Raw genomic sequence first — 18,051 nt, 5'->3', positions numbered from 1 at the left:
AAAAGGAGGGTTAAAATGCCAGGTATAAATAATCCAGTTAAATATGAATCAAAGAGTATGTCTGTTCAAGATAATTATACTTCAAGAAGAACAAAGGTAGTAAAGAATGGTGGAGGGTTAGATAAAAATTCCTTTTTAAAGATTTTATCTGCAGAACTTTCAAATCAAGATCCATCTAATGCAAAGGATACAACAGCTTATATAGCACAAATGGCTCAGTTTGCATCCTTAGAACAGATGACGAATTTGAACAATACAGTTTCAAGCATGTCTTCAAGCACCCTTATAGGTAAAGGTGTAACTCTTAATTATGCTGATGATAATGGGAAACCTTATACAGGAATAGTAAGGGCTACAGAAAACAGACGTGGAGAAATGGTGTTAGGGGTAGAGGTTAAAAAAGATGATAAAACAGAAGTTTTAGAGTTTGCCCTTGGTGATGTTATTTCAATATTAGATGTTCCAAATCTTAATGTAGAAAATATAAACACTAATACTTCATTGCTGTATGCGTCATCTCTTATTGGAAAACAAGTGGAACTATCAGGAGATAAGCCGGATGAAGTAATAAAGGGTTTAGTTACTGGAGTATTTAGAGAAAAAGGACTTGTTAATGTAAGTGTAAAGTTTGAAACCGGAGAAATAAAAGATTATTCCTATACTAAGATAAATAAGATATCACAGTAATATGAGTTATAGGATAATTAATGGAAGGCCTTATGTAGTAGATAATTTGCACATCCCAAGCTGTAAGGAAACATATACAAAAGATAATAGCAAAGAAGTTACTAAGGGTAAAAGTTTTAATGAAGTTTTAAAATCAAAACTAGAAAAAGATATAAAGGTTTCAAACCATGCATCTGAAAGAATAAAAGATCTAAATATAGATTATATAGATATGGAAGCTATTAAAGAAGGAATGAACAAAGCAGAAAAAAAGGGTTCTAAAAATTCTTTGATATTTTATAAAGATGTGGCGTTTATAGCCAGTATTCAAAATAGAACAATAATAACAGTTATAGATAAAGATAGAGCAAAAGAAAATGTATTTACCAACATAGATAGTGTTGTAATACTGTAGGCTGGACCTGATTTCAGGGGGCCTTGCCTTGTGGATATATAGAAACAAGGTTACTAAAAAAGAGTGGGGTAATGTTAAATGATAAGATCGATGTATTCAGGAATAAGTGGTATGAGAGTTAATCAGACTAAACTTGATGTAGTTGGAAATAATATAGCAAACTCTGGAACTACAGCTTTTAAAACTCAAAGGGTTAGATTTCAAGATATGATAAGTCAAAATAATGGTAGTGCATCAGGAGCAAGTAGAAACTTAGGTGGTGTTAATCCAAAGCAAGTAGGTCTAGGGGTTAAACTTGCAGGGATTGATACAGTAATTAGTCAAGGAAATATGTTACCTACAGCAAGAAATCTAGATGTAGCTGTAGATGGAGATGGATATTTTTTAGTAGCTAGAGGCGAGACAGTCTTTTCTGACGGTATAAAAATTTATGATCCTGCAGCTCCTAAGGATTTTATGTTACCAACAGATTCTAAGGGATTAGATATACTATATACAAGAGATGGGTCATTTATGGTAGACCATGAAGGAAATCTTCTTAATTCTGACGGATACAGAGTATTAGGATATTCCATTTTAGGTAGTGGCGATGCAAAGGCTAAACCTGATGATATAACTGCTGAAAGTATACAGGCTGATGGTAGTTTGAATTTTGTAGATGCAGACTCTAAGAAGTTGCAAGCTAGTGGAGATTTAAGGACCCTTAAGATACCTGAAACGGTAAATATCGTAACTGCAGCTGGGGTTGAAGAAAAGAGAATAACATCTTTTGCTATTGAAAAAAATGGTACTATAAAAGCTACATTAGAAGGTGGTGCAAAGGCTGTTATAGGTCAAATAGGTATGGCTGCATTTAAGAATCCAGCAGGACTTGAAAAATTAGGCGGTAACCTATTGATGACCTCTCCAAACTCTGGAAAGGCCTTAATTAGATCAGGGGTAATGCCTAAAGGGGCAGTAGGGGCACCTAATTTAGGTAATGAAGAAGCTTATGGAGATGTACTTCAGGGTGTGCTTGAAATGTCCAATGTAGATCTTGCAGAACAATTCACAGATATGATAATAGCTACTAGAAGTTTTCAAGCTAATAGTAAAGCGATATCTACAGGAGATGAGATACTTCAAGAGATCATAAACTTGAAAAGATAATGAGTATTTAAATTTAAGATAAATGTGTATAAAGTAATATAAATTATAAGACTTCTCATGGCATTTGCCATGAGAAGTCACAAAATGTATTCTTTAGGCTTAAAATTAACTATGAGGAGGAAATAATATGGTAAAACTAATGGGGCTTAATCAAAAAGGGTTTATACTTAATTCAGAACATATAGAGAAGATTGAAGAGGTACCTGAAACTCTTATAACTTTAGTTAATGGAAAAAAGTACATAGTACTAGATACTTCAGAAGAAGTAATAAATAAGGTTATTAAATACAAAAACAAGATATTTAATTTAAATTTGTAGGAGGCAGCTAAAATGAAGAAACAGGATGTGCTAACGTTAATAGGTATAATAATAGGGGCTGCTATGATTGTATGGGGAATGGCTTTAGGTGGTGCTGGTCTTATGATATTCTGGGACTTCTCATCGCTTGTAATTACAGTATTCGGATCCATTTGCGCCCTATTAGTGAACTATCCAATATCAGAATTTAAGAAGTTGGGTAAGGTTTTATTACAATCTTTTAAGGAACCTATTTTATCACCATTAGAAATGGTAAGACAATTCGGAAGTTTATCAAAGAAAGCTAGAAAAGATGGGTTATTATCATTAGAAGATGATATATCTAAATTAGAAGATGAATTTCTAAGAAAGGGTCTGCAAATGGTAGTAGATGGAATAGAGGCAGAAACTATAAAAGATATAATGGAACTAGAAATAGATGAAATGGAAAGAAGACACACAACGGGTGCTAATATACTAAAGGCTTGGGGAGGATATGCACCAGCATTTGGTATGATAGGAACACTAATGGGACTTATACAAATGCTTGCAAACCTAACTGATTCAAATGCTATAGCATCTGGTATGGCCAAGGCTCTTATTACTACCTATTATGGAGCCATAATGGCTAATTTGTTTTTAAATCCAATGTCTGCAAATTTGAGCTTAAAAAGTAAGAAAGAAGTTTCAGTAAGAGAGATGATGTTAGAGGGAATACTTGCAATACAATCCGGTGTTAATCCTAGAACTGTTGAAGAAAAGCTTGTAACATATTTATCCCCACAAGAAAGAAAGGAACATAATAACGAGAGTTCTATAGGTCAGGAGGATGTAGTTAATGGCTAGAAAAAAAAATGCTCCAGCAGCTGAAGAGTTAACAGGAGACGAATGGATTGCTACTTATTCTGATACTATAACTCTATTACTTACATTTTTCATATTACTATATTCTTTTTCTACAGTGGATCAGCAAAAGTTAAAACAGGTATCTACAGCTTTACAAGGTGTATTAAGTGGAAGTGGAGCAGTTGGGGTTTTGGATTTCAACACTAATAATGGAAGTGTTCCTATAGTTGGTGAGTCTTTAAATGAATATGATACATTTCCAAGAGAAGAAGGTATGTATAATAAAGTTAAACAATTTATAGATGAAAACAATCTTTCGTCTATAGTTGAAATACAAGATGATGAAAGAGGAGTAATAATACAACTTAGGGATAACATTCTTTTTGAATCGGCTAGAGCAGATATAATAGAAGAAAGTAAAATCATATTAGATAAGATAAATACTCTTATGGATTCATTTCCTAATGATATTATGATTGAAGGACATACTGATAATTTGGCTATAAATACCTTTAAATATGAAAGTAACTGGGAACTTTCTACTGCGAGGGCAGTAAATGTAGTAAGATATTTTGTAGAAACAAAAGGACAGAGGCCATCAAGGTTTTCTGCAGCTGGATATGGAGAATACCAACCTATAGTTCCAAATGATGTTAATAACAGAGCGAAAAATAGAAGAGTTAATATATTAATTGTTCCTACAGAAAAGGAGAAGAAGCAATAATGAGAGAGAATGACAAAAATGAAAAACAGGGTGGTAAAACCCTAAAGATTATTATAATAATTTTATTAGTTTTAGTACTTCTAGGTGGAGGTATATTTGCTGGTATATTTTTATTTTCAAAAGATAATACTAAAGGTTCAACGGCTCAGGCTACTGAAATAAAGGTAGAAGAGAAAACCTATTCTTTAGATGATTTTTTAGTAAACTTATCTGATGAGGGTGGTAAACATTATTTAAAGATTAATATATCTTTAGGTTATGATGTAGAAAATAAAAAACTAGAAAAAGAATTGGATAGTAAAAAAGATGTTATGAGAGATAGTGTAATCAGTATTTTAAGAAACAAAAAATCTACAGATGTTACAATTAAGGGTACTGAAGATCTTAAAAAAGAAATTTTAGATATAATAAATCCTTTATTGAACAATGGTAAATTAACAAATATATACTTTAAAGAGTTGATATTTCAATAAAATTATTACTAATCTATATTGAAATTGATTAATTAATTAATAATAAGGAAGATGACCAATGGATTATGAATTTATAAAGATGATGATTCAAATTGTGATATTCCTTCCGTTTATACTATTTCTTGTCTATTTATCTTTAAAGGTTGGAGGCGGAAAAGTTCAATCGCTTCAAAATGGTAAATATATAAAGGTTTTAGAAAAGATAAATGTAAGTAAAGAAGGTAATATAATTTTAGTTAAGATAGGAGAAGAATATCACATAATGACTTCAACTAATAGCGAAATAAAAGAGATTAGTGTACTAAGCAAGGAAGAGAGCTTAAAGTACGAAATGGATAAAAAGCTTTCGGATCAGGAATTTAAAGTTTATAAAGATAAACTTAAAAGACTAATTAAAAAAGGAAGATTTAAGGATGAATAAAAAAAATACATGCATTATGGTATTGATTATGTCTATGGTAATGGTTGCACTTTTTTCAATATCTGTAAATGCTACACCGCAGATACCTATGCCAAAAGTAAACTTTAATGTGGATGGTGCAAGTTCACCTAGTGATTATGTAAGTAGCATAAAGGTCCTTATTATGTTAACAGTACTTACAATGCTTCCGGGTTTTATTATAATGATGACTAGTTTTACTAGGATAATAGTGAGCTTTTCTTTTTTAAAAGGAGCTTTAGGGGCACAGCAGTCAATACCAAACCAAGTTTTAATTGGACTTGCTCTATTTTTAACTATATTTATAATGGCTCCTATTTATACTGAGATAAATGAGGTTGCATTTAAACCTATGCTTGAAGATAAGATAACGGTAGAAAAGGCGTTTGAAGAAGGCTCAAAACCTTTAAGAGAGTTTATGCTTAAGCAAACAAGACAAAAAGATTTAAAATTATTTATGGAGGTTGCAAAGCTTGGAGAAGAGGTAACAAAGGAAGATGTTCCTATGTATGTTGTTATTCCTGCTTTCGCTATAAGTGAGCTGAAAACTGCTTTTCAAATCGGGTTTTTAATTTACATTCCATTCATTGTTATAGATATGGTAGTGGCAAGCGTATTGATGTCAATGGGTATGTTTATGCTTCCACCAGTACTTATATCTATGCCTTTTAAATTGTTATTATTTGTTATGGTAGACGGATGGTATTTAATAGTCAAGTCCTTAATAATCAGTTTTTCGTGAGGTGGTATAAATGACTGAAAATATGCTGATGGGAATTTTAAAAGAAGCTATAAGTACTGGACTTATGATAGCAGCTCCTATATTAGCGATATCTATAATAGTTGGGCTTATTATAAGTATATTTCAAGCAACTACACAAATACAGGAACAAACACTTACTTTTGTTCCAAAACTTATAGCTATAGCTTTGGTGGGATTACTTACAGGAAGCTGGATGCTTCATAAAATGATCGGATTTACGGAAAGAATATTTCAAATTATTTCAACCATAGTACAATAGGGGGAATTACATTGTTAGACTTAGCCTACTTTACTGCATTAATGCTAGTATTTATAAGACTTGGAAGCTTTTTTATTATAGCACCAATCTTTTTCCCTAGTGGTACGCCTAATGCTTTGAAAGTATTTTTTTCTATGACTTTTGCATATATCTTGTTGCCAGGTATAGATTACAATCAGTCCGTAGCTATAATAAATAATAATTATGCACTTATATCAGCTATAATAAATGAAGCTGTATCTGGTGCAGTTTTAGGGATAGTAACTGGCATGTGCTTTTACTTCATAAGAATGGCTGGGAATTTAATGGATGTGCAAATAGGCCTTTCTATGGTTAGCATGTTTGATCCTAATACTAAAAGTAACTCAACTTTAATTGAAAGATTAATGTATTGGATGAGTTTGGTTATCTTTTTTATATTAGATGGACATCATATGCTGATATTGAGCTTTTTAGAAAGTTTTAATGCAGTAACATTAGGAAAATCACTTATAACTCAAGAGTCTGCAATGCAGATTATAAATTCATTTATCCAATATTTTTGGATTGGGATAAAGATAGCTTTACCTATTATAATGATAATAATAATTACAGATCTTACATTGGGTCTTGTTGCAAGGACAGTACCTCAATTAAATATAATGATACTAGGACTTCCGATAAAGATAATAGTGGGATTACTTACATTTTCCTTAGCACTACCTATGTTTGCAAAAGGTGTGGTATCTGCAATGGAACATATCCCAGAGATTATGAGGGAAATATACAAGTTTGTGCCCATAATGTTTATTTTCGCGTCGGAAGAAAAAACAGAAGATGCCACATCCCGTAAAAAAGCAGATGCTAGGAAAAAGGGTCAAATAGCTAAGAGTAAGGAAATAGGACTCGCTATGACACTTTTAGCGGTTACTTTAGTTATTGCAACTTTAAGTAGCTTTTCTTCTAGAATCTTAAAAGAAAATGTAGTATATTTCCTAGGTAATAATTTTAATATGCCTTTAAATGAAACTAATTTAAAAAGCTTAATGATAATTTCTATGAAGAGATTTGCTATAAGTTATTTACCTATAGTGTTACCTATAATGATTATGGGTGTACTTGGGAGCTACATTCAAAGCGGATTTCTGTTTAGCATGGATACTATAAAACCTAAGCTTTCAAAAATAAATCCTATAAATGGTTTTAAAAAGATGTTTTCTTCCCGTACTATAGTTGAACTTCTAAAGTCTTTAGCCATGGTTACTATAGTTGGGTATATAGGGTATAAGTTTATGAGGGATAATTATAAACAGATACTAACAATTGGGAATTTACATATAAGTTCTATGGGACCATTTTTCAAAGAATTGATCATGATTATATTTAAAAAGGTGACTTTGATAATGACTATATTGGCAATATCCGATTATATATATCAAAGGCATATGCATAAAAAGGATCTAAAAATGACGAAACAAGAAATAAAAGAAGAATATAAACAAGACGAAGGAGATCCTCAGGTCAAAGGTAAAATAAAACAGAAACAAAAAGAAATGGCCACAAGAAGAATGATGCAAGCAGTACCTGATGCTACAGTAATTGTAACAAATCCTACTCATATATCTATAGCTTTAAAATATGAAGAGGGAAAGAATGAAGCACCAAAAGTAGTGGCAAAGGGAAGTGAAGGTATTGCTCTTAAAATAAAAGAAATAGCAAAAGAAAATAATATACCTATAATTGAAAATAAACCTCTTGCAAGATTAATGTATGAAAAAATTGAAATAGATTCTGAAATACCAGATGATATGTATCAAGCTGTAGCTGAAATACTTATTATTGTGTACAAGCTAAGTAAAAAAACAAAAAAATAGCTTTAAAGGGTGATTAATTTTGGCTAAAAAGAAAATAACTAAATTTGATATAAGAAGTAAATATGATGTAATGGTAGCTATTGGTGTAATTAGTATAGTAATGATGATAATAATACCATTGCCAGCTTGGATTTTAGATGTATTGTTAGCTCTTAATATAACAATATCTGTGGTTATAATGTTACTTACCTTATTTACTACAGAGGTTTTGGAATTCTCAGCTTTCCCAACGATGCTACTAATAACTACACTTTTCAGGTTAGGACTTAATATATCCTCAACAAGATTAATACTTTCAGATGCTTATGCTGGAGAGATAATTAGTGCCTTTGGTGATTTTGTAGTTCGTGGAAACTATGTAGTAGGAATAATAATATTTCTAATAATAATAATAATACAATTTGTAGTAATTACAAATGGAGCAGGTAGGGTATCTGAAGTTTCTGCAAGATTTACCTTAGATGCTATGCCAGGAAAACAAATGAGCATAGATGCAGACCTTAATGCTGGCTTAATAGATGAGCTAGAAGCTAAAAATAGACGAAAAAAGCTACAACATGAAGCGGATTTTTATGGAGCAATGGATGGAGCTTCTAAGTTTGTAAAAGGGGATGCTATAGCAGGAATTATAGTAACTCTTATTAATATATTAGGAGGAATAATAATAGGGGTAGTTATGCTTAAAATGGATGCAGCTACAGCAGCAAAGACATTTGTAAGTCTTACTGTTGGAGATGGGCTTGTAAGTCAAATTCCAGCACTCCTAATTTCTACTGCTTCAGGTGTATTGGTTACAAGATCTGGATCAGAAGAAAACTTTGGTAATATAATAGTTAGACAACTTACAGCGTTCCCAAAGGTTTTAGCACTTGCATCTGCCACTTTATTCTTTTTTGCAGTAATACCAGGTCTTCCTACATTTACATTCCTATTATTAGCAGTTGCAATAGGTGCTTTAGCTTATGCACTTTATAGAGAAGAGAATGAAAAGGTAGCTATGGCTATGGAAACAGAACAAGCACAGATAACAGAAATTGAAAAAAGAGAACCGGAAGATGTAATGAATTTAATAAATGTGGAGCCTATTGAAGTTGAAATGGGATATGGACTTATACCATTGGCAGATGAGTCTACTGGAGGAGATTTACTTCAAAGAATTTCATCGGTAAGAAGGCAGTGTGCAATAGAGATGGGTATAGTGATTCAGCCTATAAGAATAAGAGATAATCTCCAATTAAAAACAAATGAATATGTATTTAAAATAAGGGGAACTGAAATAGAATCAGGAGAGTTAATACCAAATATGATTTTATGTATGGATCCTACTAATGATAATTTAGATATCCAGGGAATTAAAACTGTTGAACCTACATTTGGATTGCCAGCGAATTGGATAAATAAAGACCAAAGAGAAGATGCAGAAATTAAAGGATATACAGTAGTAGATCCAACTACTGTAATGGTAACTCATTTTACAGAAACTATAAAGAGTCATGCCCATGAATTATTAGGTAGACAAGAAGTTAAGATGATAATTGATTCTGTAAAAGAGAAATATGACACGGTAGTTGAAGAACTAATTCCAGATCTTATGACTATAGGAGAATTACAAAAGGTACTTCAAAATTTACTGAGAGAAAAGGTATCAATAAAAGACATGGTAACTATATTAGAATCATTAGCAGATAATTCTAGGAACACAAAAGATATAGAGCTCTTAACGGAGTATGTAAGGTTCTCTTTAGGAAGAACTATATGTAATGCGTTTATAGATGAGGAGAGGACTATAACTGTAGTAACCTTGGATCCTAAGATAGAGGAAATAGTAACCAATAGTATTCAAAAGACTATGAGTGGTAGCTTCCCAGCAGTAGACCCGGATACTACAGGAAAAATTCTTACTTCAATAAAAGAAGTTTTAGATAGTGTGTACTTTCACAATAATCAACCGGTTATATTAGTATCACCTAAAATAAGACCAGCATTCAAAAAACTAATTGAAATGGTTTATTCTAATGTTGCAATTATATCATTGAATGAAATACCAAATGATGTAGAAATTAGAGCTGAAGGAGTTGTAACCATATAGTATGATTATTAAAAAGTATATTGTTAACAACATGAATGAGGCAATGACAAGAATAATATATGAATTAGGTAAGGATGCAATAATTGTAAGTCAGAGAAAAGTTCGTAAACCTGGAATCAAGGGTTTATTTATTAAAAGTTGTATTGAAGTAACTGCAGCTGCAGAAGAGATTTCATTTAAAGAAGAACAATATTCTATGGATGACTCTTTAAAAGCTATACAAAATATTGTTAGTACTAAAAACAAAAAAGATGTAAATATACAATATAATAAACATTTTACTAATAAAACAGATGATAAAAATAATAAGGTAGAGTTAAAGGATATAAAGTTACAACACAAATATGAAGAAGAATCAATATATAAGAATAACGAGCTTGTTAATGAAATGAAAGAGATGAAGGAGATTTTAAACAAATTAGCAGTAAGAGAAGATGCTATACGTTTAGATAATAAAGAGGATGACTCTAAAAAATTAGAACAATCAAAAGAAAATAAAAGAAATAAGGATATGCACGATTTTCTTAAAACACTAGATATAGAAGATTCATTAATTGATTATATAATAAAGGAAACAGAGAATATAAAAGATGATGTAGATATGAAAGAAAAGGTAAAAGAGGTTATATTAAAGGGAATTAATATATCTTCAGAAGATAGTCTTAGAGGTAAAGTGATTTTAGTAGGACCAACAGGTGTGGGTAAAACAACTACTATAGCAAAACTAGCAGGGAAATTAGCGCTTGTAGAGAAGAAAAAGGTGGGACTTATAACTATAGATACATATAGAATAGGTGCTGTTGATCAATTAAGAACTTATGCTGATATTATGGGGATAGCCTTTAAAGTTGTAATGAATCAAAAGCAAATGGATGAGGCTATAAAAGAAATGGAATATATGGATACTGTACTTATTGATACAACAGGGAGAAGTAGTAAAAATATAATGCAAATTTCTGAACTAAGGGCTTATATAGATAAGATAAATACTGATAAAATACACCTTGTACTAAGTTGTACTACAAAAGATAAAGATATAGAATCTATAATTGAAGGATATAAAGTTATTGATTATAACAATGTGATAATTACGAAGTTGGATGAGACATCCACATATGGATCTATAATGTATATACTAGATAAGGCTAATAAACCTTTAAGTTTAGTAAGTACAGGGCAAGATGTACCGGATGATATTAAGACGTTAAATAAAGAAGAGCTACTTAAGTTGATTCTTTTAGAGGATAGCATATGTTAGATCAAGCAAAGAAATTAAGAGAAATGGCTTCAACTAGGGGATTAATTAAAAAAACAAAAATAATAACAATAACATCAGGAAAAGGCGGAGTAGGTAAAAGTAATATAGTTGTAAATCTTGGGATTGCCCTTCAAAAGATGGGAAACAAGGTTATGATATTTGATGCAGATATTGGTATGGGAAATGATGATATACTTCTTGGATTTTTACCTAAATACAATGTTTTTGATATCATGTTGAAAGATATGGCATTACAAGACGTTCTTATGGAATGTCCTTTTGGAATGAAGTTATTATTAGCAGGACCAGGAACAAGTAAAATAGAGAAGGTTACAGAAGAACAAAAAGATAAGTTTTTAAATAAACTTAAAGCATTAGAAGATTTAGATTTTATACTTATAGACACTGGCGCAGGTATAAATAGAACTGTACTTGCCTTAATAGCATCTTCAGATGAAGTTGTAGTAGTTACAACACCAGAACCAACATCACTTACAGATGCTTATGGTCTTGTAAAGGCAATAAATCATTTTAAATTAAAAACTGAAACTAGTGTGATAATAAATAAGGTTTTAGAATATAAAGAAGGCGAAGTAACTTATAATAAGTTTAAAAATGCAGTAAATTCTTTTTTGAAAATGAAAACTAAACATTTAGGGACAATTTTTGAAGATAAAGATGTTATAAGAGCAGTTAAAAGTCAAGAGCCTTTCGCTATATCTTATCCAAACTCAATAGCAACTAAGGATATATTTCTTATAGCAGAATATATAAATGATTCCACAAAAGAGGCACCTAAAGGTACCGGAGCTGAGGAGTTAGCAAAAAAGATTTTTAATATATTTTCATAGGAGGGTGTACGTGAACAGTTTATATGTAAGTATAAGTAATAAAGTGAAACAAAAAGATAATAAAAAAAGATATAAATATGTGAATAATAACTGTATTGCTAGAGGCAAACCTATGATTGAATTAAAGTTTAAAAATTCTACCTACATATTTCTTTTTATGATAAATCAGATAAACTCTGTACTTAGGGAGGAATAAAGATGCTAAACTTAGAGACTTTAGATATAAAAGAAGAAATGATAAAAGAATATACACCGCTAGTTAAGTATCTAGCATCAAGGGTTATAATTGGAAAAAGTAAATATATAGATTATGAGGACTTATTAAGTTGTGGAATGATAGGACTTATGGATGCCTTTAATAAATTTGATGATAGTAAGGGAATGAAATTTTCAAGCTATGCATCCATAAGAATTAAAGGGTCTATGATGGATGAAATAAGAAAGAATGCTCCTATTTCTAAAACATCAATGGACAAGCTTAATAATTATAATAAGGTTGTGGATATGCTTCAAAATAAACTTATGAGAGAGCCAGATGTCTATGAGATATCTTCTGAATTAGGAATTCCAATTAAGGATATAGTTAAAATTGAGAATAGTATAAACTATATATCGATGGTATCTTTAGAAAACCTAATATTTTCAGGAGAAGAAGAAATTCCAATTATGGGGATTATAGAGGATAAACAGAGCCTTCAACCTTCAGAAGAATTAGAAGAAAAAGAGAAATTAGAGTATCTTACAAAAGCTTTAGATTTATTAAAAGAAAAAGATAAATTAGTGTTATCACTATATTATTATGAAGAGCTTACATTAAAGCAAATAGGTAAGGTATTAGAGGTCTCTGAATCTAGAGTCTGCCAACTTCATAGTAGGGCCATATTAAATTTGAAAAAGGCCATGGAAAAGTTAAAATACAGTCAGATGGAGTGAGTATTATGCCTATATATTTGATGATTATAGCAGGGGTACTTATAACCCTTAATATTAGAGCTATAAAAAAAGAAGATAAAAGTTTTAAAGAAGTTTTAATTCAAAAAGAAAATTCTATAACACCGACTGATATTGCCATTGGTAAAATGAGGAAGGATATGGCTGAAAGTATTTTTGAACTGCAAAAAGATATTGAATATCTAAAGAATAATATGATTATGCACGATAAACAAGAAGATGTAAGATACAATAGTATTATTAATAATGATTTAGTAAAAAGTGAACAGAAACCACAAATTATTAATTTAGTTAAAGACGATGAAATTAAGAATGTGGAAGAAATCAAGGAAAGTGATAAAGTTATAGAAGTAATAAAGCTTTTTTCTAATGGAAAAGAAGTAGAAGAGATTTGTGAAGAATTAAATCTAAACAGGGGGGAAGTACTATTAATAAAAGAATTATACAAAAAATAAAAACAACCTTTAACTTTTTGAGCGATAAAAGAGTGTTAGTTGGAATAGGTCTAGGTATAATTATTGGAGTAGTATCCATGTTTAGGTACAACTTAGACAAGTCTATGAGTAGAGAGAAGATAGAAGAAAAGGCTAGAGTTCTTGGAATGGATTATCATGAAGAATTTAAAGTTATAAACAAAAAGGAAGTGGAGTAATGATAAGAGGTATATATACGGCAGTTTCAGGACTTATAACTGAAGAAGCAAGACAAAATACTATATCATCTAATATGGCTAATGCAAATACTATAGGATATAAATCTGATAATCTTATTATTAAAAAGTTTGACGATGTTTTAATAGAAAATTATGATAAGAATTTAGGTGGAAGAAATGTACGGAATCCTATAGGTAAATTATCTTTAGGAAGTAAGATAGATGAAACAGTAGTTAATTTTACACAAGGATCTATTGAAAGTACAGAAAAAGATACTGATTTTGCTATAGAAGGAAGAGGTTTTTTTACAGTAAAAAAGAATGCTCAAAATGGATCAGGAACTTACTATACAAGAGATGGTCATTTTCATTCTAATTCTAGGGGCTATTTAGTTACAGATAGTGGTGATGATGTAATGGGCATAAATAGTAGAACAGGTGCTGTGGAGCCTATATTTGTTGGAGATGGAAAGTTAACTATGGATTATAATGGCAACTTAAAGTTGAATGATGTAGAAAGTTATAAATTTAATACTGTAGATTTCCAAGATTATAATGGACTTAAAAAGATAGGGGATAATTTGTATCAAGGTGAAAATCCAATAAATATGGATGGAACTTTAGTAAAACATAAGTCCCTAGAAAGATCTAATGTTAATATCATAGAAGAAATGGTAAGCATGATGACGGTAATGAGAAGTTTTGAAACAAATCAAAAGATTGTACAAACCCTTGATGAAACATTAAATAAAGCAGCAAATGAAATAGGGGCTGTAAGATAAGGAGGTAATAAGACATGTTAAGAACTCTTTGGAATAGTAAAAGTGCTATGATGGCCAATCAGGAAAAGTTGGATTCTATATCAAATAATATATCTAATGTTGGAACGGATGGATATAAAAAGGTAGATGTAAGATTCAAAGATCTTATGTATGAAACTTTAAATAGGCAAGGGTATCCTATAACAGACAATGGAGAGAGGAAAATTGACCCTTATAATGGTGGTGGATCAAAAACTACAAATGGGCTTAGGGTGTTTACTCAAGGAAATATAAGAGAATCTGGATTGAATACAGATTTGGCTATAGATGGAGATGGATTTTTTAAATTTACAAGACCGGATGGTCAAACTGTTTATAAGAGAGCAGGATCTTTTAATATAGATGCCAGCAGAGAAACTTTAGTAGATGATATGGGCAGTTATCTTCATATAGAATATGAAGAAGGAATAAATCCTAATAAAGTAGGACTTGAGAATAGTAAGTTAAATATAGACAAAGATGGTGTTATCTATAAAAAAGAGGCTAATGCTAGGGTGCGTATAGGTAGGATCCCGATTTATAATACAGTAGGGGATGAGGCATTGGTGTCTGTTGGAGAAAATTATTTTGTTCCAGTAGAAGGAGCGAGGTTAGTTGAAGCAAAAGACTATGATTTAAGACAAGGTTTTGTAGAAATGTCTAATGTAGAGATGTCAGAAGAATTTACTCAACTTATATTAACTCAAAGAGCTTTCGAATTGAACTCAAGAAGCCTTAAGACAGCAGATGAGATGTGGGGATTAATCAATAACCTTAGAGGAAGATAATAATTTAATAAATCAGGAAAGTTTATTATACAAAAGCTTTCCTGTTTTTTTATGTCTAATTATAACATTTTATAAGAATGTTAAGAGTTTAGAATATATGATGCTATATTAAAATATACATTAGTATAGTATTTATTTAAGGAGAAGAGTTATGGGAATTGGGTATATATTGGGGTGCTTAATAAGTATAATTTTTTGGAAAGTAGAAAGACAAGTTGTTTTTAGAACCAGTGACAAGATACTTAAGAAAAGACTTAAATATAAGATATTAATGAACATCTTTTATATGATATTTATATTTTTTGTATATAATTTAATGGAAATAGGTCCTAAAGGTGAAATGATAAATTTTATAATAGCATTTATAGTTATAGATATAAGTAATAGCGAAAAGAAAAATTTAGAACATGAGGGCCCTATAAAGTTTTATGGTTCAATAACTTTAGCCTGCAAGTCAATTTTATGTGGATTTGTAGCACCGCTGTTTTATATAGCCTTATTTTCTAATACTGTAGGTATTATATACTTTTTAATATATAATATTAGTGAAATTAAAGATTATGATTTATTTAAAATATTAAACAATATTTTAAACATAGTACCAGCTTTAATTATTCAGATATTCTTTTATTATATATATATATTTAGAAATAAAAAGTTTGAAATAGACTTTAAAGGAGATTATATTAAAAATTCTATTACAAAGCCTTTACTTAATATAGAAATCATGGCAGCCTATATAGAATCTATAAACTTCTATCATCATTTTGAGAAAAATTCTATAAATTATATTAAGGAGTATGGGGGATATAATAGTAAAATAGATGAGTATTGTATAAAAGATTATTTAAGTGTCACCTACGCTCTATCATTTATATTTTTTGCAATGTTTATGGGGGTAGTATTCTTGTATAAATAGATTGCTTAAAGGTGTTATTTTAAATATGAGATTAATTAACTTAATTAAGGTTTATTAATATGCAAATAAGGAGAGAAGAAATAATATAACTTATTTCTTCTCTCCTTTAATATGATATAAATACTACTATTTAAATTTGGGTTATTTAATCATAGTTATAGCAGTACTTAAAGGGGGGATCACTTGTTTTTTTCTAGATAAGATTCCTGGTAGGAATATAGATTCCTTATTATTAAGTTTTATATTAAAAGCTTTTGACACCATATCTTTATTAGGTCCACTAGCCATAATCTCTGATCCTACATTTAATATATCTGTTAACATAAATATTAAGATATTAAAATTTTCTTTAACAACTTTAGTTTCCATAAGGTCTATCATATCTGCCTTTATAGGCAAAAAACTTTCTATGTCCATAGTATTTATTTGGGACACACCAATTTTCATATTACCAAGGTTAAATATTTTAAAGTCTTGATGGAATACATCCTCAGCAGTTCTATCTATCAATGAAGTACCAGCTTTAAACATTTCTTTTGCAAAGGTTTCTACATCTAAGTTAGCTATTTGAGCTAATCTTTTAAGTATCATTTTATCTACATTAGTGGCAGTAGGTGATTTAAATAAAAGCGTATCTGAAATTATAGCAGCACATAATATTCCAGCTACCTTTTTTGAAGGTCTAATACCATTTTCAAAGAAAATAGATCCTATTATTGTGGATGTACTTCCAACAGGTTCATTTCTAAAGTAAATTGGAGTACCTGTTTGTACGTCGGCAATTCTGTGGTGATCAATTATTTCTAAAACTTCAGCATCTTCAAGACCATCTACAGATTGACCTCTTTCATTATGATCTAATAATATAACCTTTTTTTTGTTCCTTGATATTAGATGGTATCTTGAAATACTCCCTATTATTCTATTTTCAATGTTAACAACTGGATAACTTCTATACCTAGTTTCAATCATAACATCTCTTATATCATCTACAAAGTCCTCTGTAGAAAAGCTAATTATATTATCCTTCGCCATAACATATTCAACAGGAATGCTTTGGGTTATAAGTCTTGCTGCAGTAAAGGAATCATATGAGGTTGAAATTAGTGTACAACCATTTTCCTCTGCTTTTTTTATTACAGTATCACTTACTTCTTGAGTTCCTGTTACTATAACTAGAGAAGATTTAGCATTTATAGAAATAAGTTGATTATCTTCTCTATCTCCTACAATTGCAATATCCCCTTCTTCAATTAAACATTGTATGCTTTCAGGTTTCATGGCAGTTACAATAATTTTACCTTTAAAGCTCGATGCTTCTTTATAAATAAATATTGGTTTTGCAGATAAAGTTTCTAAAATATTTTCAAGTTTAGTATTACTTTTAGAAAGTATATTAGTATCCCAAACATCCATAAAGGTTGAGGTAAGATTAGATACTGAAACTATCCCTTTTAAGTATTCATTTTCATCTGTTACTGGCAAGGTTTTAAGGTTATGTTTTTTCATTATATTCCAAGCCATCTTAAGGGATATATCTGGTGATATAGGAGCTATCTTATCTATGTTCAAATCAGAAACTTGAAGTTTTACGGTTTCTATTAGTTTTGGAGATTCCACTTCAAAATAATCTAAAATAAATTTTGTTTCTCTATTTAGTTCCCCAAGCCTTACTGGAAGTGCCTCGGTGTCTTCTGTTCTATTTTTAAATTCAGCATAGGCAATAGCTGCACAAATAGAATCACTGTCTGGATTTTTATGCCCTGATATATATATTACATCTTTCAATTTTAAATAACTCCTTTCAAAGATCTTTATGAATCTTTATAAATCTATTTTAGCTACAAACTTTTAAGTT

The 18,051-nt window shown here is 30.3% G+C and carries 21 protein-coding genes; 20 read left to right on the top strand and 1 reads right to left on the bottom strand.

The window, feature by feature from the left end; all coding sequences use genetic code 11:
- The first annotated feature begins 15 nt into the window (after positions 1-15).
- The 20 genes from DY168_RS08780 (at position 16) to DY168_RS08680 (ending at position 16,193) form a co-directional block, all read left to right on the top strand.
- Positions 16-687 carry a flagellar hook capping FlgD N-terminal domain-containing protein gene (locus DY168_RS08780; protein WP_115641436.1) on the top strand — a complete coding sequence of 224 codons (672 nt, stop codon included), beginning with the start codon at positions 16-18 and terminating at the stop codon, positions 685-687.
- Between the two features lies 1 nt (position 688).
- The gene (locus tag DY168_RS08775) at positions 689-1,081 is read left to right on the top strand and encodes a TIGR02530 family flagellar biosynthesis protein (protein WP_115641435.1); all 393 of its coding nucleotides are present in this window, start codon (positions 689-691) and stop codon (positions 1,079-1,081) included.
- Positions 1,082-1,159: 78 nt separating this feature from the next.
- Positions 1,160-2,230, top strand: coding sequence for a flagellar hook-basal body complex protein (locus tag DY168_RS08770; RefSeq protein WP_115641434.1), 1,071 nt, complete (start codon positions 1,160-1,162; stop codon positions 2,228-2,230).
- A gap of 127 nt (positions 2,231-2,357) precedes the next feature.
- On the top strand, positions 2,358-2,549 hold the full coding sequence (locus DY168_RS08765) for a flagellar FlbD family protein (protein WP_115641433.1): 192 nt from the start codon (positions 2,358-2,360) through the stop codon (positions 2,547-2,549).
- Positions 2,550-2,561: 12 nt separating this feature from the next.
- Entirely contained in the window at positions 2,562-3,374 is an 813-nt protein-coding gene (locus tag DY168_RS08760; RefSeq protein ID WP_115641432.1) for a motility protein A, read from the top strand.
- Positions 3,367-4,098, top strand: coding sequence for a flagellar motor protein MotB (locus DY168_RS08755; RefSeq protein WP_115641431.1), 732 nt, complete (start codon positions 3,367-3,369; stop codon positions 4,096-4,098). Before DY168_RS08760 ends, DY168_RS08755 begins: the two co-directional genes overlap by 8 nt.
- Positions 4,098-4,571, top strand: coding sequence for a flagellar basal body-associated FliL family protein (locus DY168_RS08750; protein ID WP_115641430.1), 474 nt, complete (start codon positions 4,098-4,100; stop codon positions 4,569-4,571). The genes DY168_RS08755 and DY168_RS08750 overlap by 1 nt, the downstream gene beginning before the upstream one ends.
- Before the next feature lie 58 nt (positions 4,572-4,629).
- Complete coding sequence (locus DY168_RS08745) at positions 4,630-4,992, top strand: flagellar biosynthetic protein FliO (protein ID WP_115641429.1); 363 nt, start codon at positions 4,630-4,632, stop codon at positions 4,990-4,992.
- Entirely contained in the window at positions 4,985-5,752 is a 768-nt protein-coding gene (fliP, locus tag DY168_RS08740) for a flagellar type III secretion system pore protein FliP (RefSeq protein WP_115641428.1), read from the top strand. Before DY168_RS08745 ends, fliP begins: the two co-directional genes overlap by 8 nt.
- A gap of 10 nt (positions 5,753-5,762) precedes the next feature.
- Positions 5,763-6,032 (top strand): flagellar biosynthesis protein FliQ, encoded by a 270-nt coding sequence (fliQ, locus tag DY168_RS08735; protein WP_115641427.1) that lies wholly within the window; start codon positions 5,763-5,765, stop codon positions 6,030-6,032.
- An 11-nt stretch (positions 6,033-6,043) separates the two neighbouring features.
- The gene (locus DY168_RS08730) at positions 6,044-7,885 is read left to right on the top strand and encodes a fused FliR family export protein/FlhB family type III secretion system protein (protein ID WP_115641426.1); all 1,842 of its coding nucleotides are present in this window, start codon (positions 6,044-6,046) and stop codon (positions 7,883-7,885) included.
- Positions 7,886-7,955: 70 nt separating this feature from the next.
- Positions 7,956-9,974 carry a flagellar biosynthesis protein FlhA gene (gene flhA, locus DY168_RS08725; protein WP_242984170.1) on the top strand — a complete coding sequence of 673 codons (2,019 nt, stop codon included), beginning with the start codon at positions 7,956-7,958 and terminating at the stop codon, positions 9,972-9,974.
- Between the two features lies 1 nt (position 9,975).
- Positions 9,976-11,232 (top strand): flagellar biosynthesis GTPase FlhF, encoded by a 1,257-nt coding sequence (flhF, locus tag DY168_RS08720; protein ID WP_115641424.1) that lies wholly within the window; start codon positions 9,976-9,978, stop codon positions 11,230-11,232.
- On the top strand, positions 11,226-12,083 hold the full coding sequence (locus tag DY168_RS08715; protein ID WP_115641423.1) for a MinD/ParA family protein: 858 nt from the start codon (positions 11,226-11,228) through the stop codon (positions 12,081-12,083). The genes flhF and DY168_RS08715 overlap by 7 nt, the downstream gene beginning before the upstream one ends.
- A 10-nt stretch (positions 12,084-12,093) precedes the next feature.
- Positions 12,094-12,279, top strand: a complete 186-nt coding sequence (locus DY168_RS08710; protein WP_115641422.1) for a hypothetical protein — start codon at positions 12,094-12,096, stop codon at positions 12,277-12,279.
- A gap of 2 nt (positions 12,280-12,281) precedes the next feature.
- Positions 12,282-13,016 (top strand): FliA/WhiG family RNA polymerase sigma factor, encoded by a 735-nt coding sequence (locus DY168_RS08705; RefSeq protein ID WP_115641421.1) that lies wholly within the window; start codon positions 12,282-12,284, stop codon positions 13,014-13,016.
- Between the two features lie 5 nt (positions 13,017-13,021).
- A complete protein-coding gene (locus DY168_RS08700) occupies positions 13,022-13,489 on the top strand; it encodes a hypothetical protein (protein WP_115641420.1) in 468 nt (155 codons plus the stop codon).
- A 196-nt stretch (positions 13,490-13,685) separates the two neighbouring features.
- A complete protein-coding gene (locus DY168_RS08690) occupies positions 13,686-14,468 on the top strand; it encodes a flagellar basal-body rod protein FlgG (protein ID WP_115641418.1) in 783 nt (260 codons plus the stop codon).
- A 14-nt stretch (positions 14,469-14,482) separates the two neighbouring features.
- Positions 14,483-15,274, top strand: a complete 792-nt coding sequence (locus DY168_RS08685) for a flagellar hook-basal body complex protein (protein ID WP_115641417.1) — start codon at positions 14,483-14,485, stop codon at positions 15,272-15,274.
- A 151-nt stretch (positions 15,275-15,425) separates the two neighbouring features.
- The gene (locus tag DY168_RS08680; protein ID WP_115641416.1) at positions 15,426-16,193 is read left to right on the top strand and encodes a hypothetical protein; all 768 of its coding nucleotides are present in this window, start codon (positions 15,426-15,428) and stop codon (positions 16,191-16,193) included.
- A 141-nt stretch (positions 16,194-16,334) separates the two neighbouring features.
- On the opposite strand, the gene DY168_RS08675 is transcribed toward DY168_RS08680, so the two are convergent.
- Positions 16,335-17,981, bottom strand: coding sequence for a putative manganese-dependent inorganic diphosphatase (locus DY168_RS08675; protein ID WP_115641415.1), 1,647 nt, complete (start codon positions 17,979-17,981; stop codon positions 16,335-16,337).
- Between the last annotated feature and the right edge of the window lie 70 nt (positions 17,982-18,051).

The organism is Clostridium putrefaciens (genome assembly GCF_900461105.1).
Classification (GTDB): Bacteria; Bacillota; Clostridia; order Clostridiales; family Clostridiaceae; genus Clostridium_L; species Clostridium_L putrefaciens.
The sequence above is the reverse complement of the archived record's forward strand: the minus strand, read 5'-3'. Positions and strand labels throughout refer to the sequence as shown.

Coding starts and splice junctions, on each gene's coding strand:
- DY168_RS08780 (WP_115641436.1), top strand. CDS start 16: ATGCCAGGTATAAATAATCCAGTTAAATATGAATCAAAGAGTATGTCT.
- DY168_RS08775 (WP_115641435.1), top strand. CDS start 689: ATGAGTTATAGGATAATTAATGGAAGGCCTTATGTAGTAGATAATTTG.
- DY168_RS08770 (WP_115641434.1), top strand. CDS start 1,160: ATGATAAGATCGATGTATTCAGGAATAAGTGGTATGAGAGTTAATCAG.
- DY168_RS08765 (WP_115641433.1), top strand. CDS start 2,358: ATGGTAAAACTAATGGGGCTTAATCAAAAAGGGTTTATACTTAATTCA.
- DY168_RS08760 (WP_115641432.1), top strand. CDS start 2,562: ATGAAGAAACAGGATGTGCTAACGTTAATAGGTATAATAATAGGGGCT.
- DY168_RS08755 (WP_115641431.1), top strand. CDS start 3,367: ATGGCTAGAAAAAAAAATGCTCCAGCAGCTGAAGAGTTAACAGGAGAC.
- DY168_RS08750 (WP_115641430.1), top strand. CDS start 4,098: ATGAGAGAGAATGACAAAAATGAAAAACAGGGTGGTAAAACCCTAAAG.
- DY168_RS08745 (WP_115641429.1), top strand. CDS start 4,630: ATGGATTATGAATTTATAAAGATGATGATTCAAATTGTGATATTCCTT.
- fliP (WP_115641428.1), top strand. CDS start 4,985: ATGAATAAAAAAAATACATGCATTATGGTATTGATTATGTCTATGGTA.
- fliQ (WP_115641427.1), top strand. CDS start 5,763: ATGACTGAAAATATGCTGATGGGAATTTTAAAAGAAGCTATAAGTACT.
- flhA (WP_242984170.1), top strand. CDS start 7,956: ATGGTAGCTATTGGTGTAATTAGTATAGTAATGATGATAATAATACCA.
- flhF (WP_115641424.1), top strand. CDS start 9,976: ATGATTATTAAAAAGTATATTGTTAACAACATGAATGAGGCAATGACA.
- DY168_RS08715 (WP_115641423.1), top strand. CDS start 11,226: ATGTTAGATCAAGCAAAGAAATTAAGAGAAATGGCTTCAACTAGGGGA.
- DY168_RS08705 (WP_115641421.1), top strand. CDS start 12,282: ATGCTAAACTTAGAGACTTTAGATATAAAAGAAGAAATGATAAAAGAA.
- DY168_RS08700 (WP_115641420.1), top strand. CDS start 13,022: ATGCCTATATATTTGATGATTATAGCAGGGGTACTTATAACCCTTAAT.
- DY168_RS08690 (WP_115641418.1), top strand. CDS start 13,686: ATGATAAGAGGTATATATACGGCAGTTTCAGGACTTATAACTGAAGAA.
- DY168_RS08685 (WP_115641417.1), top strand. CDS start 14,483: ATGTTAAGAACTCTTTGGAATAGTAAAAGTGCTATGATGGCCAATCAG.
- DY168_RS08680 (WP_115641416.1), top strand. CDS start 15,426: ATGGGAATTGGGTATATATTGGGGTGCTTAATAAGTATAATTTTTTGG.